The 15,712-nt window shown below is 70.0% G+C and carries 12 protein-coding genes; 10 read left to right on the forward strand and 2 right to left on the reverse strand.

The window, feature by feature from the left end:
- Positions 1–203 precede the first annotated feature (203 nt).
- From OIC96_RS23715 to OIC96_RS23750, 8 genes are all read left to right on the forward strand, one after another.
- Positions 204–629, forward strand: a complete 426-nt coding sequence (locus tag OIC96_RS23715) for a DUF7144 family membrane protein (RefSeq protein ID WP_330305898.1) — start codon at positions 204–206, stop codon at positions 627–629.
- Positions 630–751: 122 nt separating this feature from the next.
- Entirely contained in the window at positions 752–1,762 is a 1,011-nt protein-coding gene (locus OIC96_RS23720; RefSeq protein ID WP_330305897.1) for an endonuclease/exonuclease/phosphatase family protein, read from the forward strand.
- A 93-nt stretch (positions 1,763–1,855) separates the two neighbouring features.
- Positions 1,856–3,790 (forward strand): FUSC family protein, encoded by a 1,935-nt coding sequence (locus OIC96_RS23725; RefSeq protein ID WP_330305896.1) that lies wholly within the window; start codon positions 1,856–1,858, stop codon positions 3,788–3,790.
- Between the two features lie 270 nt (positions 3,791–4,060).
- The gene (locus tag OIC96_RS23730; protein WP_330305895.1) at positions 4,061–5,506 is read left to right on the forward strand and encodes a VWA domain-containing protein; all 1,446 of its coding nucleotides are present in this window, start codon (positions 4,061–4,063) and stop codon (positions 5,504–5,506) included.
- Between the two features lie 171 nt (positions 5,507–5,677).
- A complete protein-coding gene (metG, locus tag OIC96_RS23735) occupies positions 5,678–7,402 on the forward strand; it encodes a methionine--tRNA ligase (protein WP_330305894.1) in 1,725 nt (574 codons plus the stop codon).
- Positions 7,403–7,554: 152 nt separating this feature from the next.
- Positions 7,555–8,031 (forward strand): hypothetical protein, encoded by a 477-nt coding sequence (locus OIC96_RS23740; RefSeq protein ID WP_330305893.1) that lies wholly within the window; start codon positions 7,555–7,557, stop codon positions 8,029–8,031.
- Positions 8,032–8,120: 89 nt separating this feature from the next.
- Complete coding sequence (locus OIC96_RS23745) at positions 8,121–10,646, forward strand: FG-GAP-like repeat-containing protein (protein WP_330305892.1); 2,526 nt, start codon at positions 8,121–8,123, stop codon at positions 10,644–10,646.
- A 212-nt stretch (positions 10,647–10,858) separates the two neighbouring features.
- On the forward strand, positions 10,859–11,443 hold the full coding sequence (locus OIC96_RS23750) for a TRADD-N-associated membrane domain-containing protein (RefSeq protein WP_330305891.1): 585 nt from the start codon (positions 10,859–10,861) through the stop codon (positions 11,441–11,443).
- A 75-nt stretch (positions 11,444–11,518) separates the two neighbouring features.
- Here OIC96_RS23750 and OIC96_RS23755 read toward each other — a convergent pair whose 3' ends face one another.
- On the reverse strand, positions 11,519–12,868 hold the full coding sequence (locus OIC96_RS23755) for a pectate lyase family protein (RefSeq protein WP_330305890.1): 1,350 nt from the start codon (positions 12,866–12,868) through the stop codon (positions 11,519–11,521).
- A 193-nt stretch (positions 12,869–13,061) separates the two neighbouring features.
- Entirely contained in the window at positions 13,062–13,358 is a 297-nt protein-coding gene (locus OIC96_RS23760; protein WP_330305889.1) for a hypothetical protein, read from the reverse strand.
- Between the two features lie 175 nt (positions 13,359–13,533).
- Between OIC96_RS23760 and OIC96_RS23765 the strand changes: the two genes are divergently transcribed.
- Positions 13,534–13,854, forward strand: a complete 321-nt coding sequence (locus tag OIC96_RS23765; RefSeq protein WP_330305888.1) for an effector-associated constant component EACC1 — start codon at positions 13,534–13,536, stop codon at positions 13,852–13,854.
- The gene (locus tag OIC96_RS23770) at positions 13,847–15,700 is read left to right on the forward strand and encodes a caspase, EACC1-associated type (RefSeq protein WP_330305887.1); all 1,854 of its coding nucleotides are present in this window, start codon (positions 13,847–13,849) and stop codon (positions 15,698–15,700) included. Before OIC96_RS23765 ends, OIC96_RS23770 begins: the two co-directional genes overlap by 8 nt.
- The last annotated feature ends 12 nt before the right edge of the window (positions 15,701–15,712 follow it).

Below are 15,712 nucleotides of genomic sequence, written 5' to 3' on the forward strand. Positions count from 1 at the left end.
CCGGCCGCGACCGCGGGAGGGGGTTCGGCGGGAGGTACGGAGAGGGGTGCGGAGGGGGACGCGGAGGGGGGTGCGCTTCCCGGACCGACCGTCGCAGGGGAACGGCCGGCCCGGAAAGCGTCCCCCGTTCGGCCCACCGGGAATGCGACCGCGCTTCTCCCGGGGCGAACCTGCGGGTGACACTCCGGCCCCGAGGAGACCCCATGGCCCAGAACACCGCACCGCCCGCCCCCGAGTCCTCCGCCCGCTCGTCCTGGGCCTCGGGCGGCACCGTCTTCGCCGGTGTCCTGATGATGGTCAGCGGCGTCGTGGGCGTGCTCAACGGCATCTCGAACATCGCCAAGGACGACGTCTACACCCGCATCGGCACCTACGTGTACGCGTTCAACCTCACCACCTGGGGCTGGATCCACCTCATCATCGGCGTGCTCGTCGCGGTCACCGGCTGGGGCATCCTGAAGGGCTTCGACGTGGCCCGCGGCTTCGGCATCGGTCTGGCGGCCCTCTACCTGATCGAGAACTTCATGTTCCTGCCCTACTCCCCCGTCTGGTCCATCGTCTCCATCGCCCTCGCGGTCTTCGTGATGTGGGCGCTGGCGACCGCCGACCACTCGCACGCGACGCTGTAGGTCCCGCGGCACACCGCAAAGGGCAACCCTCCGCACACGGCAAAGGGCAACCCTCCACCGCCACACCCCGTCTTTGATGGAGGATTCGGGCACCCCCACGCGGACGAGCGGAAGGCCGGGACTTGGACACTGCGGCGGCTGAGTGGACGAGTGCCGGGGAACCGGCCGGTGCGCGGCGGCGGGCCGGCCGGACGGTCGGGGCCTGGGCCGCTGGGCTGCTGTTCGCCGGGGTGAGTGTGGTCGTCGGATGCCGGGCGGCCGACAGCGACGGGATCACGCCCGTGCCGCAGTTGCTGGCGTTCCTGCCGTGGCTGCTCGCGCCCACCGGGCTCGGGCTGCTGCTGGCGCTGCTCGCGCGATGGCGGGTCGGGATGGTGTGGGGGGTGCTGCTGCTGGGGTGCGTCGCCTGGTTCATCGAGCCCTACGGCAAGACCAGCGAGCCCGGCGGCACTCCGCTCGCCGAGCTGCGGGTCATGACCTCCAACGTGGAGTTCGGGCGCGGCACCGACGCGCTGATCCCGGCCGTGCGGCGGCAGAAGCCGGACATCCTGTTCGTGGAGGAGTGCGAGTACGGGTGTTCGCGGGCGCTGGAGGACGCCTTCGGCGGGAGCCGAGGTGTCTATCCGTACCGCGAGGCCGTCGAGGGGGCCGGGTCCGACGGGTCCGTCATCATGAGCCGGTTCCCGTTGACGGGGGCCGACGGTGTGCGCGGCACCATGGGCATGCCCGGAGCCGTCGCCGACGTGGACGGGCACGACGTACGGCTCCAGCTCGCGCACCCCATGCCCCCGCTCCCCGGCCAGCTCGGTGTCTGGCGGCGCGAGCTCGGGGGGCTGCGCGACTACGCGGCGGCGAGCGAGGGCCCCACCATCCTCGCCGGAGACTTCAACGCCTCCCAGGACCACGCCGCGTTCCGCCACATCCTCGACACCGGCCTGCGCGACGGCGCCCGTCTCACCGGGGACGCGCGCACCCCGAGCTGGCCCGCACGGACCACGCCGACGCTCGGCGCGCAGATCGACCACGTCCTGGTCTCCGAGGACTTCTCGGCGAACAGGGCGACGTTCCTCCGCATCACCGGCACCGACCATCGCGCCCTCGTCGTCGATGTCACGCTCCACCGGCACGAGTGAGCGTCGATCTCACGCTTCACCAGCACGGATGAGCCGGGGGATCAGCCGGGGGATGAACCGGGGACGGCCGCACGGGACGGCCATACTTGGGGCATGTCCCGCGAGTTCCCCATCGGCCTCACCCCTCCCGACTGGCTGGTCAGGAACCTCCGGCCGGAGCAGGCGTCCGTCAACTGGGCCGCCGCCGCCCGCGCCGCCGTCGCCATGGCACTTCCGCTCGCCATCGGCCTCGCCGCCGGACAGCCGGCCTACGGCGCCCTCGCCTCCATGGGCGCCCTGTCCGGGGTCATCGGCGACACCGCGGACGCCTATCGCCTGCGGATCCTCAACATCGCGGTGCCCCAGCTCTTCGGCGCGATCGGCGTCACCATCGGCTCGCTCGTGTTCGGGCACGGCTGGGTCGCCGTCGCCGCCGTCACCGGGGTCGCGCTGGTCTCCGGGATGATCTCGACGATCGGCGCCGTGGCCTCCGTATCCGGACTGCTGCTGCTCCTCAACTGTGTGATCGGCGCCGGGATTCCGCTGCCGGGGCAGTGGTGGATGGCGCCCCTGCTGATGTCCGGCGGCGGGCTCCTCGTCCTGGCCCTCGCACTGCTCGCCTGGCCGCTGCGGTCGGGTGTGCCGGAGCGCGCCACCGTCGCGAGCACCTACCGGACGGCCGCGGACCTGCTCGCCGCCGCCGGAACCGACGCGTACGTCGACCTGCGCGTCGCCGTCACCCAGTCCCTCAACCAGTCGTACGACGTCGTGCTCGCCCGGCGCGCCTTCCACCACGGCCGCAGCCCCGACCTCGTCCGGCTGCTCGCCCAGCTGAACGCCGTCACACCCGTCGTCGAGGCCGCCCCCGCCGCCCACCAGTACGGCAAGCCGCTGCCCGCCGAGGTGCCCGCCGCCGTACGCCATCTCGCCGACGCGGTGGAGACCGGCTACACCGGACCCATAGGGCTCCAGCTCCCCACCCCCCTCAACGAGACCGCGCGCGCCGTCGACCACGCGCTGCGGCACGCCGCCGCCGTCGTAACGGACCGGGCTCCGGACCCGCACGCCCTCGAAGACCGCCTCGGCCGCCCGGCCGCCCTCCGGATCCGCGCCTCGCGCGCCGCCCGCAACGTCCTGCTGTCCGCCGGCTCCTGGCGCTACGGCCTGCGCCTCGCCCTGTGCATCGGCCTCGCCCAGGTGCTGGTCTCGACCATCTCGGTGCCGCGCTCCTACTGGGTCGCCCTCACCATCACCTTCGTGATGAAGCCCGACTTCGGGTCCGTCTTCTCCCGGGCGCTGATGCGCGCGCTGGGCACGGTCGCCGGGCTCGTCGTCGCGGCCGCGGTGCTCACCTTCGTACCGAACGGCTGGTGGGACGTGCTCGCCCTGTTCGTCCTGGCCCCGCTCATCCCGGTGCTGACCCCGCGCGGCTACGGCTACCAGACCGCCGCCATCACCCCGGTGATCCTCCTCCTCTCCGACCTCCTCAACCACCAGGGCACCGGGCTCCTCGTGCCCCGCCTGGCCGACTCCCTCATGGGGTGCGCGATCGCGCTCGTCGCCGGGTACCTGCTGTGGCCGGAGAGCTGGCACACCCGTGTCGGCGACCGGCTCGCGGACGCCGTCGCCGACACGGCCGGCTATGTCGAGTACGCGTTCCGCAGCGGCGCCGATCCCGCCGCCCGTGCCCGCAGACGGCGCCGTCTCTTCCGCGACCTCTCCCAGATCCGTACGGAGTTCCAGCGGGCCCTGACCGAACCGCCGCCCATCGGCCGCCGCGCCGCCGCCTGGTGGCCGCTCGTCGTCGCCGTCGAGCGGATCGTCGACGCCACGACCGCGGCCGGCGTCCGCGTCAAACAGGGCTCGCCCAAGCCGTCCACCGCCGAGGTCGCCCATGTCGTCCGCCAGCTCCGGGAGCTGTCCGAGGGCCTGCGCGAGACCGACGTGCTCTTCACCGTCCGTACGGATCTCACCGGGCCCTCGGGCTCCGTGCTCGAACCTCTGCGGCAGGAGGTCGCGGCGGCACGGGCGATCGCCTCACCGCACTGAGGGCGGTTGTCACGCCGCTGGATCCCGATGTCGCAGCCGTCCGCGCGCCACACGGCCACCCTCGGGCCGGTCCGTCTTGGTGGCGCCGGCCTTGCCACCGGCGAGGCGGGTGAAGACGAAGAGGGTGAACCTGCGGACGCTGTCGGGGTGTTGACACCGTCGCCTTTTCGGTATCCGCCCCTGCCCAAGATCACCATCTGCGGCCGTTAACCTTACGTGTCCGTCCTGGCCAGGGATTGACGGGATCAACTCACGCGAAGGGTTGCGCACATGGGCATTCTCACCGTCTTGCGGAATGCGTTCGGCCGCTCACGCAAGGGTCGTGACACCGACGGGGAGACCTCGCGGGAGGCTTCGACTCCGACGGTTCCGACCGTTCCGGCCCCGGCAACGGAGCCGGAACCGGCCCCCGCACCGGAGGCCGCGGCCGTGGCCGTGGCCGAGCCGAAGATTCCGGCCCCGTCGACCGAGCCCGAGCCCAAGACCGAGCCCAAGCCGTCCGTCGTGGACGAGCTGGTGTCGGCGGCGTTCGACAACGTGACGGTCCCGAAGCCGACGCCTCCGGCGGAGACCGTGACGCCGGAACCGGAGCCCGAGCCTGTGGCTGAGGTGGAGCCCGAGCCGGAGCCCGTGGCTGAGGTGGAGCCCGAGCCGGAACCGGTGGCTGAGGTGGAGCCCGAGCCGGTGGTCGAGCCCGAGCCGGTCGCCGTGGCCGAACCCGTGGTGGAGCCCGAGCCGGAGCCCGTGGTCGAGGCCGAGCCCGTGGTCGAGGTCGAGCCAGTCGCAGAGGTCGAGCCCGAGCCGGTGGTCGAGCCCGAGCCGGTCGCCGAGGTCGAGCCCGTCGTGGAGCCCGAGCCGGAGCCCGTCGTCGCCGAGGAACCCACCCCGGTCGCGGCACAGGCGGACGAGCCGGTGGCCGCCGACGGCGATCCGGCCCCACAGGGGCCACCCGCAGTCGACGACGAGAGCGTCACGGGTGGTGCGGGCGGGGAAGAAGAGCCGGCCGAAGGCGAAGCCGAGGCCGAGGCTGAAGCCGAGGCCGAGGCGCCGGGCAAGCCCGCCGTCCCCCTCACCCGCCTCAAGACCCGCGCCCCGAGCCTGGTCACCGCCTACAAGGAAGCGGGAACGGCCCTCAAGAAGAGGGACCTCACCGGCACCCGTGCCAAGGTCTACCTCGTCCTGGACCGCTCCGCCTCGATGCGTCCGTACTACAAGGACGGCTCCGCCCAGGCCCTCGGCGAGCAGGCCCTCGCCCTCGCCGCCCACCTCGACCCCGAGGCCGGCGTCCAGGTCGTCTTCTTCTCCACCGAACTGGACGGCACCGGCGAGCTCACCCTCCCCGAGTACGAGAACAAGATCGACGAACTGCACGCCTCCCTCGGCCGCATGGGCCGTACGAGCTACCACGCAGCGGTCGAAGAAGTCCTCGCCCAGCACCAGAAGTCCGGCACCACGGACCCGGCGCTGGTGATCTTCCAGACGGACGGCGCCCCCGACGCCAAGACCCCCGCCACCCAGTCCCTCACGGACGCGGCGAAGGACCACCCCACCGTCTTCTTCTCCTTCGTCGCCTTCGGCGAGCAGGACAACAAGGCCTTCGACTACCTCCGCAAGCTGAAGACCGGGAACACGGCCTTCTTCCACGCGGGCCCGACCCCGCGCGAGCTGACGGACGCCGAGGTCTACGAGGGCGTACTGGAGAACTGGCGCCCGTAAGACCCCGTAGACCCAGCAAGAACCACCAGAGGCCGCCCGCTTCCCACCCCTTAAAACGGGAAGCGGGCGGCCTGCCCATGTCGGCTACGATTTCAAGGTTCACAGACGACGACCCGCCGACCGGAATTCCGACGATCGTCACCCCACGTAGCGACTTGGGAGCAGCCCGCAATGGCTCGACACCTCATCACCAGCGCCCTTCCGTACATCAACGGGATCAAGCACCTGGGCAACATGGTGGGGTCCATGCTCCCGGCGGACGTGTACTCCCGGTACCTCCGCCAGCGCGGCCACGACGTCCTGTACATCTGCGCGACGGACGAGCACGGCACCCCGGCGGAGCTGGCGGCGAAGGAGCAAGGTCTGCCCGTCGACGAGTTCTGCGCGCAGGCGCACGACGCGCAGAAGGCGGTCTACGACGGCTTCGAGCTGTCCTTCGACTACTTCGGCCGCAGCTCCAGCCCGCAGAACCGCGAGATCACCCAGCACTTCGCGCGCCGCCTGAACGAGAACGGCTTCATCGAGGAGCGCGCGATCCGCCAGGTGTACTCGCCGACGGACGGCCGCTTCCTCCCGGACCGCTATGTGGAGGGCACCTGCCCGCACTGCGGCTACGACAAGGCGCGCGGCGACCAGTGCGAGAACTGCACGCGCGTCCTGGACCCGACCGACCTGATCAACCCGCGTTCGGCGATCTCCGGCTCGACGGACCTGGAGGTCCGCGAGACCAAGCACCTCTTCCTGCTCCAGTCGAAGCTCCAGAGCGAGGTCTCGGAGTGGGTGGCGCGCCACGAGCACGAGTGGCCGCAGCTGGCCTCGTCCATCGCCCGCAAGTGGCTGACCGAGGGCCTGCACGACCGCGCCATCACCCGTGACCTGGACTGGGGCGTCCCGGTCCCGGCCGACACCTGGCCGGAGCTGGCCGCCGAGGGCAAGGTCTTCTACGTCTGGTTCGACGCCCCGATCGAGTACATCGGCGCGACGAAGGAGTGGTCGGACCTCGACCCGGAGAACCGCGACTGGAAGTCCTGGTGGTACGACGCGGACTCCGGCGAGAACCCGGTCCGCTACACGGAGTTCATGGCCAAGGACAACGTCCCGTTCCACACGGTGATGTTCCCGGCCACCGAGCTCGGCGTGCGCGAGCCCTGGAAGAAGGTCGACTACGTCAAGGCCTTCAACTGGCTGACGTACTACGGCGGGAAGTTCTCCACGTCCCAGAAGCGCGGTGTCTTCACCGACCACGCGCTGGACATCCTGCCCGCCGACTACTGGCGCTACTTCCTGATCGCCAACGCTCCCGAGTCGGACGACTCGTCCTTCACCTGGGAGCACTTCACGGCCACGGTGAACAAGGACCTCGCCGACACCCTCGGCAACTTCGTCAACCGTGTCCTGTCCTTCTCCAAGAAGCGCTTCGGCGAAGAGGTTCCGGCGGGCGCCGAGGCCGGCGAGGCCGAGGCGAAGCTGGGCGAGGAGATCGCGGGCCTGCTCGCCGAGTACGAGACCCAGATGGAGGCCCTTCAGTTCCGCAAGGCCGCGGCCGCGCTGCGCGCCCTGTGGTCGGCGGGCAACTCCTACCTGGAGGAGAAGGCCCCCTGGCTGGAGATCAAGACCAACCCCGAGGGCGCGGCGCTGACCCTCCGCACGGCGATGAACCTGATCCACCTCTACTCGGTGGTCTCCGAGCCCTTCATCCCCGCGTCCTCCCGCGCGATGCGCGAGGCGTTCGCGCTGCCGGAGGACACGGCTGCGTGGGTCTCGGCGGACGAGGCGAAGGCCCTGTCCTCCGTCCCCGCGGGCACCCCGTTCACGGTCCCCCCGGTCCTCTTCGCCAAGATCACGGACGAGGACCTGGAGGCGTACAAGGAGCGCTTCGGCGGCGCCCCGGAGTAGTTCCACGGCAGTTCCACGGCAGTTCTTGTGAAGGGGCCCGGCACCGTATGGTGCCGGGCCCCTTTCCCGACCGTCCCCTGGCCGTCGCCTGACCATCGCTCAGGGGCGCCCCCACTTCTGGCATGTCCCCACTCACCCGTATGGTTTCCGCCATGGCAGTCCCTCACGTCATTCCGATCGCCTACGAGCCGAGGCACCGCACCGAGACCATCGGCCGGTACGCGGACGGTCAGTTCCTGGCGTCGATCACGTACGCCTTCCCCGAAGGCTTCCGTCCCGACGACGGCTGGGAAGAGCACAAACGCCTCTACACGGTGCTCCACACCTTCGACGCCGAGGGCCGCTACCGCGACTCGGAGGTCTGGTGTGCGGGCACCTGGGCGGAACAGCAGCGCGACCCGCACGGCGACGACTCGGTCCTCTCCCGCGCCCGCGTCCACCTGGCGAAGCTGCTGCGCAGCCTGCCTCGCCGCTCCTACACGGACATCGCGATCCGCCCCTTCCAACTCACGGTCGACGGCGTGCTGTTCGGGCTGCTGACCGGTGAGGACGAGGGCGAGGCCTGGGCGGAGCTGTACCCGGACCGGCTCGGCTTCGGCGAGCCGTGGGACGGCACGTACGACACCTGAGCGGCCGAAACATCCTGGCCAAAACCCACTGATAACATCCGCTCACTTGTTCGGGGGGAGCAACTCCCCCCATGGGGAGGGGAACTCACGTGGGCCGTAACGCCCTGGGCCGTGGCCGGCTGGCCACGGCCGTCGCCGTCGTAGCGCTCGCCGTCACCGGGGGAGGTGCCCTGCCGCTGGTCGCGGCGGGGACGGCAGCCGCATCCGCATCCGCATCCGATCTCAAGCCCTGGCAGGGCGGGAACGAAGTCACCAGCACGACCGACGACACGAAGACGCAGGACGTCGCCATCGCCGGTGACGGCACCGCCGTCACGATCTGGAACCAGGGGGACCTCCAGAACACGACGGCCCGGAAGCTGTACGCCGCCGTACGCAAGCCCGGCAGCGGCGTCACCTTCGGCGCACCGCACGAGCTCGCCGCCACACCGACCAAGGCCGCCGAGGCCAAGCTGCTGACCACCGCGGACGGCAACGTCACCGCACTGTGGACCGAGGCCGTGGACGGCACCTCGACGGCGGCGAACCGGCTCGTCAGCGCCGTCTACGACGCCGACCAGGGCTCGTGGCGGGAGCCGGTCGAGGTCGTCTCGGCCGCCGACCAGGCCGGCTACCTGCACGAGATCGACCTGGCCGAGGGCCCGGACGGTTCGGTCACCGCGGTGTGGACCGGGCGTATGGGGGGCAGCGCGGACGACGTGGAGATCAGCGCGGCCGTCCGCGCGGCCGACGGCACCTGGTCCGCCCCGTCCCAGGTCAGCACCCGCTCGGCGGACGCGGCCGAGGCCGTCTACGCGCCGTCCGTCGCGGTCGACACGGCCGGCGTCACCACCGTCGCCTTCTCCCAGTACAAGGCCGGCGCCTCGGTCCGTACGTACACCAGGGCTCCCGGCAGCACGGAGTGGACCGCGTCCACCGACTTCGCCGACGGCGACGCGGCCCAGCTCGCCGCGGCCGACGACGGTTCGCTCAAGCTCGTGTACAACAAGGGCGGCACCAAGCTGTACTACGCCGAGCACCCCGGCGGCACCACCGAGTGGAGCACCCCCGAGCTGGCGGGCGTCGCCGAGGGCGGCGTGGGCACCCCGGAGCCGCTCGTCGAACCTGACGGCGACGTCACCCTCGTATGGACCGCCTGGCGGTCGATGTACTCGCCCGGCACGTTCACCGCGACCCGCACCGACGGCACCTGGTCGGCCAGACAGGCGCTGTCGGGCACGACGGGGTCAGTGTCCGACCTGCCCGCCGACGCCTCGATCGCCCCGGACGGCACCGTGCGCGCCGTGTGGAGCGAGAGCGGCAAGCCGTACACCGCCACCCGCGTCGACGACACCTGGAGCACGGCCGAGCCGCTCGACACCACCACCAAGGGCGATGTGTACGCCCAGGTCGCCGCCGGAGCCGACGACACGGCCACCGCCGTATGGTCCGCGTTCACCGACACGGACAACGACGGCACGGCCGACCGCTGGAAGACGTACGGCGGCCTCACCGCCTGGCCCGCCCTGGGCCTCACCAGCTCGACCATCCCCACCACGGCCGCCCTGAAGGGCACCACCTCCTCCAGCACCGCCTGGGCCCCCACCTGGAAGCTCAACCGCCCGGCCGTCTCCTGGAGCCTGACGCTCACGGACGCGGCGGGCAAAGTCGTCCGTACGCTGACGGGCACGCCGGCCGACCGCACGGTCGCCCCCGCCTGGAACGGCCGTACGACATCCGGCGGTTACGCCTCCAACGGCACCCTCCGCTGGAAGCTCTCCGCCACCGCCGAGGAGGGCGGCACCGCCGTCCAGCTCGACTCGGGCACGCTCACCGTCACCGGCGGCGCGGCCGTCGCCCGTGACTTCGGCGGCAGCGACGGGACCCCCGACGGCAACGGCGACCTGCTGACGATGAACTCCACCGGCACGTTGACCTACCAGCTCGGCAAGCCCGCGACGGGCACCTATCTGGGGAAGACCAGCGGCAGCGGCTGGGAACCGACCGTGAAGGCGGTGCCTTTCGGCGACCTGAACGGCGACCGCTGCAACGACGTGCTCGTGCGGATGACGGACGGTTCGCTGCGCGGCTACAAGCCGGCGTGCGGGAAGCCGCTGACCCCCTCGACGTCGTACACGAAGCTGGGTACGGGCTGGTCGGCGTACAACGTCCTCACCTCGCCCGGCGACGTGACGGGCGACGGCCGCGCGGACCTGATCGCCCGCAACTCCTCCACGGGTGCCGTCTACCTCTACAAGGGCACCAGCTCCGGCACGCTCTCGGCGCGCGTGAAGCTGTACTCCGACTGGTCCGGCTACAAGAAGATCGTCGGCGTCGGCGACCTGAACGGCGACGGCATCGGCGACCTGCTCGCCCAGGACAAGTCCAACAACCTGTACCGCTACACCGGCACGGGCTCCGGCACCTTCAAGGCCCGCGTGAAGCTCTTCAGCAACTGGGGCGGCTCGTACAACACGGTCGTCGGCGTGGGCGACCTGACCGGCGACGGCAAGGCGGACCTGGTCTCGCGCGACAGCTCGGGCAACGTGTGGCGCAACAAGGGCACCGGCACCGGTTCCTTCGGCAGCCGAACGCAGATCGCTTCGGGCTGGGGGAGCTACAAGTCCCTTTCCTGACGGTCTAGTTGGGCATGGCCGTACTCAACTGGGGCCCGGTAACACACAGTTCCCGGGCCCCAGGGCTACGCTGAGAGGCTGATGCATCCGCATGTGACCCGGGGGGAACCACCATGCGCTGGAGAAGACTTCTACCTTTTGCGGAAGCTCGGGCCGCCCGGGCCGGAGGGGTGGCCGGCGCGGGTGAGATCACGGCGACCGGGGATCAGTCGGTGGCAATCGGCCGCGATGTCCAGGTGGTGGTGACCGGCGACAACGCCACGATCCACACCAACTCACCGCAGGCCGGCCCGGGCAACGCGGCCGAGAGCCTCGCCTCTCAGCGGCAACGACTGTTCTTCGACTCCTTCCGGCAGGCCCTGCACCAGTCCGAGACCACGTTCCGCCTCAGCGTGTATTTCATGGCCGGGGGCGCGGCCGTCATCCTGGCGGCCGCCGTCCTGGCACTGGTCCACGCGGGCAACCCCGACCTCAGCTACATGCCTCTCGTGACGGGCCTGACAGGCGTCCTCATCACGGCGGGCGGTGGCGCACTGGCGGTCCACGCCAACCGGGCACGGGACCACCTCAAGGAGCGGGCCGTCATGCTCGACGCGCAGATCGAGGAGGACCACATGCTCGAACGGGCGAGCGACTTCATCGACCGGGTCGAGAACACGGACCTCAAGGACCGCCTCAACTCCGCGAGCGCGCTGCGGGCCCTGGGCATCGAACCGCCCCCCGAGATGCTGGCCGACCGCGTACTCCCGCCCAACGACAACCCCCGTGAGCTCGACCCCGGGGCCGACACGCCGTGACCATGCGGGGCACCACTCGGAAGTAGGCCCACCTGGAAAGGTGGGCCTACTGGGCTTACTGGGCGCTTACTCGGCCTACTTGGTAAGAACCCCGGCACCGGTCGTGGTCGCCAGCTCCGTCGGGAGGTTCTTGGCGGACGTCTGGAGCCCGGCCGTGAGGCTCGGCGTCCAGTTCACCGTGGTCTTCAGCTTCTTCGAGCTAGCGGCGTTGTACGCGGCGACGAGGTCGGTCGCGGTCCCGTTGACGAGGTTGCCGCTGCCGGCGACCGAGCCGGTGCCGTCACCACTCAGCAGCTTGGCGACCTTCCCGCTGGCCGGGACCTTCCAGTAGTTGTCCTCGGCGACGACCTGGGCCTTGGCGCGCGAGTTGATCGTGTAGAGAGGCGCGTAGCCGTTGACGGTCGTGGTGTCGAAGTAGTTGTTGTAGATGTGGACCTGGCCGATACGGGCCAGCGGAGCGCGCTGCACGATCCCCTTCCACACGTTGTGGTGGATGGACACATGCAGCTTGCCGGTGCTGTCGGTGTCACTGCTGCCGATCAGCATCGTCTTGTCATGGTTGGTGAACTGATTCCGCTCGACGGTCACCAGGTCCGAGCCCTTGGTGATGTCGAGGTCACCGTCGTGGATCTGGTACTCGCGGCCGTAGTACTTCTTGTTGGCGCTGTCGAAGTCCGGCGCGTCGGTGAACGTGTTGTGGTCGGCCCACACATGGGTGGCCGTGCGCAGCGTGACGGCGTCGTACGCGGAGTTCCAGTTGCCGGTGTCACCGTCGGTCGGGTCCCACTGCGGGAAGCAGTCCTCGGTGGCGGCGAAGGTGAGGTTGCGGATGATGACGTTGTCCACGTCCTTCACCTGGAGGCTGCCGCCGGTGATCCCGGCCTTGGTGCCCGGCACGCCCACGATGGTGGTGTTGGCCGGCACCTTGAAGACCACGCTCTTCGCCTGCTTGGCCTGCGCGGCGGCGCGGGCGGTCTCCTGCGTACCCGAGGGCAGCTTGGAACGGCCGTACGTCGACGGGTCGTACGCCTTGAGGTAGGCGTCCAGCGAGTACCCGGTACCCGAGGAGTAGTCGGCGCAGCTCAGCTTCTTCCCCGAGTCGTCCGTGTTGGCGTCGATCGTGCCCTTGATCTGAATGATCTTCGCGGCCGTGTTGCTGCTGGAGCCCAGCGCCTTCACCAGCTGCGCCCGGGTGCTGACGGTGAAGACATGCGCCGAGTCGGCCTGCGAGCCACCGGTCGTCCCGGAACCGGAGGCCGCCCAGCCGTCCTTGGCGGGCAGCGCCTGATGGGCCAGATCGACGGCACCGGCGTTCGCGTTCATCACAAAGGCGACAGCGCCGAGCCCGGTGGCCGCGACGGCGGCGGCGCAGACCAGGACGGTGCGGCGGGTGCGGAGGGACCGGCGGTGCGAGGGGGATGCCACGGATGAGTCCTTACGTGGTTGTGGAACACGTGCGTTGCGTGTGAAGCCCTGGCGAACGGGGCTTCTGACTCATCAGTGGTCGCGGGGCGGGGAAAGGTTGCCGACTCTTTCAACTCATCCAAGACGTAGAGACGTTAGACATCCGATCGGCGTCTGCCGCCGCGTCACACATCCGGTGCGGAGCCTCCGCAGCTCACCCGGCGACGACGAGATAGCGCTTCGGCCGGAAGAAGGAATCGAGGTAGGCGCCGGTGCCGGTCGTCAGCTCGTACCGCCCGCCGGGCTGGACGTCGATCGTCACGGGGATGCTGGCGTAGAAGCCGATGGTGACCTGGAGCCGATGCATGCCAGGGGTGACAGGGAACTCGACCGTGGAGCTGATTCGGACCTTGCCCGCGACGACACCGTCGATCCTCACCTTGAACGCCATGGCCATGAAGGCCGCCTCCGGGACTCGGGAGATCACGATCGTGCCGGACGCCGACGCCATGGCGGTGCCTCCTGAGTCTCCTGCGTTTCCTGGGGTGCCGGTTCGACGGCTTCACCAACGCAAGGCGAGCCGACCGTGGCAAACTGATCGAGAGTCATGTTGGCGCGATCTTCGGCCAGTTACCAGTCCGCTGCGCGCCCTCGTTGATTGACTGCCGGAAGCCGGGGGACTCGCCATGGTCACAGTCGCGATATCAGTGTCGGAACAGGCCGAAATCAGGTCACTGCGTGAACATCTCCGCAGAAATGGACACATCGACGTCGAACAGCACTCAGGCGCCCCGGGTCCCGGAGAACTGGGCATCTGGGACTTTCTCCAAGTGACGGCGGCGAGCGGCGGCGTACTGGTGGTCGCGATCCGGACTCTTCCCGAATTCATCCGGTCCCGTCGCACCGACGTGTCCGTGACGGTCAAGACGAACGACCGGGAATTCGTCATCACCGCCGCCAACGCCGATGACGCACTTCGCCTCATCGACGAGGCGTTGCATGGCTGATGCGCTCGACGGCGACTTCTCCCGTTCCCGAGCGGTTCTGATCGGCACCTGGGACTACACCGATCTGGCCGCCGTACCGGCCGCGGAGCACAGCCTGGACCGACTGCAGGGGCTACTGACCGGACCACTGTGCGGATGGCCCGAGGAACGGCTGCTCCCGGTGCGCAACGAACGGTCCGTCGGGGATCTGCCGCACACGCTGGTGGAGAACTTTGCCGATGTGGCGGACGTCGCGCTCTTCTACTACGTCGGCCATGGTCAGTACGACCTCGACGACAAACTGTGCCTCGCCCTGGGCGAGTCGAGCCAGAAGGCCGCTTTCCGTACGACTACCAGCCTGACCTTCGACCACGTGCGTCATGCGTTCAGGGTCAGCAGGGCGGCCACCAAAATAGCCATCTTGGACTGCTGTTTCGCCGGGCTGGCGGGGCAACGCGAAGGTGTCCTGTCAGGCACCGGGTCGTTGCCTCCCAAACCCGGATCCTTCTTGATGATGGCGAGCGGTGAATTCTCCACCGCCTGGTTCCAGTCCGCGGAGGAGTTCGAGAAGCCGGAGACCTATTTCACCAAGTACCTGGTCGACGTCGTTGAACGCGGCATACCCGGACAGGGCGAGGGGCTGCGGCTCGGCGCGATTTTCGACACCGTCGCGGGCGATTTGGTGCGCGACCGCAAACCCGAACCGGGATGCCGCACCAGCGACCAGGCCAGCAGTTTCTACTTCGCCCGCAACCTGGCCGCGGGCGAGCGAGGCCGTGACATCCGCGCCGAGGCCGTCGTCGCGCTCCGCGATGCGCTGGTCGGCGCGGTGGTCTCGCTGCGCCTGCCCGTACGGTGCGACGCGTGCGAGGGTGTCGGAAAGATCGACGACGAGGAGTGCACCACCTGCCATGGCACGGGTGAGGCCCAGGGACATCGCTCCGTGAGCACCCGCCTGCACCCCGGCGTCCTCGACGGCGAGATCGTCCGGGTGCCGGAGGAAGGATGGGCGGGAGCCGGTGGCGGGCCGCCCGGCGACCTCCTGGTGACCGTGCACGTCAACACCGACCCCGACCTGGCGCGCTCCGGTGACGATCTCCTGACCACGTTGGCGATCAGCCACCCCGAACGGGCATCGGGCAACACGATCTCCCTTCGGCTGCTCGATGACTGGGTCGGGGTGCGCGTGCCGATCGGCAGCGAGTACGGGACCGTCCTGCGGATCCCGCGGCGTGGCGCGCCGACGCCGGAAGGCAGCCGCGGTGACCTGGTGGTCACCTTCGAAGCCACCGCTCCCGTCACTCCGGCCGAGGACGCGGGCCTGATGCCGCCCTCGCCGAGGCCCGCTCCACTCCTGTCTCCGCCGACGGGCAACGGGTCGGTGACGAACTATCGCTGGCCGGCGTCACGGGTGTTGTGGCAGTGGCTCGGACTGCTGCTGGTTCTCGCGCTCGTCCTCGCACCGGCTTTCGTCGTGGTTCTGGTGCGGGAGACAGTTCCGGGGATGGGATGGCTTCCGGGCAGTGCTGCCAGCGGGTTGATTCTGGGAATCTTCGCCGGACTCTTCCCCGTCGTCCGACGGCTGCTCGCATGGCGCCGTCCACCACTGGTGCTCTCGGACGAGGGCGTGACCTACACCCGTTTCGGCTTCATCTCCTGGGCGGACGTCGCGGGGGTGCGGCCGAGCGCGCCGGGCCACCCCTGGGTCACCGTCGTACCCCGCCGCACCACTCACCTGACGACCGGTCAACCAAACCCGCTGGTCCTGCCGACGATCATGCTGTCGGATCTGCGTGGCCGGCCGGAGAACGTCACCGAGTCGATGCGGGCGCACTGCCCCAGCCTGGTCGTCGCCCCGAGGGCATGAGAAACGCGGCCG

It is taken from the genome of Streptomyces sp. NBC_00775 (assembly GCF_036347135.1).
GTDB lineage: Bacteria > Actinomycetota > Actinomycetes > Streptomycetales > Streptomycetaceae > Streptomyces > Streptomyces lutosisoli.

Bases quoted from the DNA above. Each gene is read 5' to 3' on its own strand.
- OIC96_RS23715 (WP_330305898.1), top strand. From the start codon at position 204: ATGGCCCAGAACACCGCACCGCCCGCCCCCGAGTCCTCCGCCCGCTCG.
- OIC96_RS23725 (WP_330305896.1), top strand. From the start codon at position 1,856: ATGTCCCGCGAGTTCCCCATCGGCCTCACCCCTCCCGACTGGCTGGTC.
- OIC96_RS23730 (WP_330305895.1), top strand. From the start codon at position 4,061: ATGGGCATTCTCACCGTCTTGCGGAATGCGTTCGGCCGCTCACGCAAG.
- metG (WP_330305894.1), top strand. From the start codon at position 5,678: ATGGCTCGACACCTCATCACCAGCGCCCTTCCGTACATCAACGGGATC.
- OIC96_RS23740 (WP_330305893.1), top strand. From the start codon at position 7,555: ATGGCAGTCCCTCACGTCATTCCGATCGCCTACGAGCCGAGGCACCGC.
- OIC96_RS23760 (WP_330305889.1), bottom strand. From the start codon at position 13,358: ATGGCGTCGGCGTCCGGCACGATCGTGATCTCCCGAGTCCCGGAGGCG.
- OIC96_RS23765 (WP_330305888.1), top strand. From the start codon at position 13,534: ATGGTCACAGTCGCGATATCAGTGTCGGAACAGGCCGAAATCAGGTCA.
- OIC96_RS23770 (WP_330305887.1), top strand. From the start codon at position 13,847: ATGGCTGATGCGCTCGACGGCGACTTCTCCCGTTCCCGAGCGGTTCTG.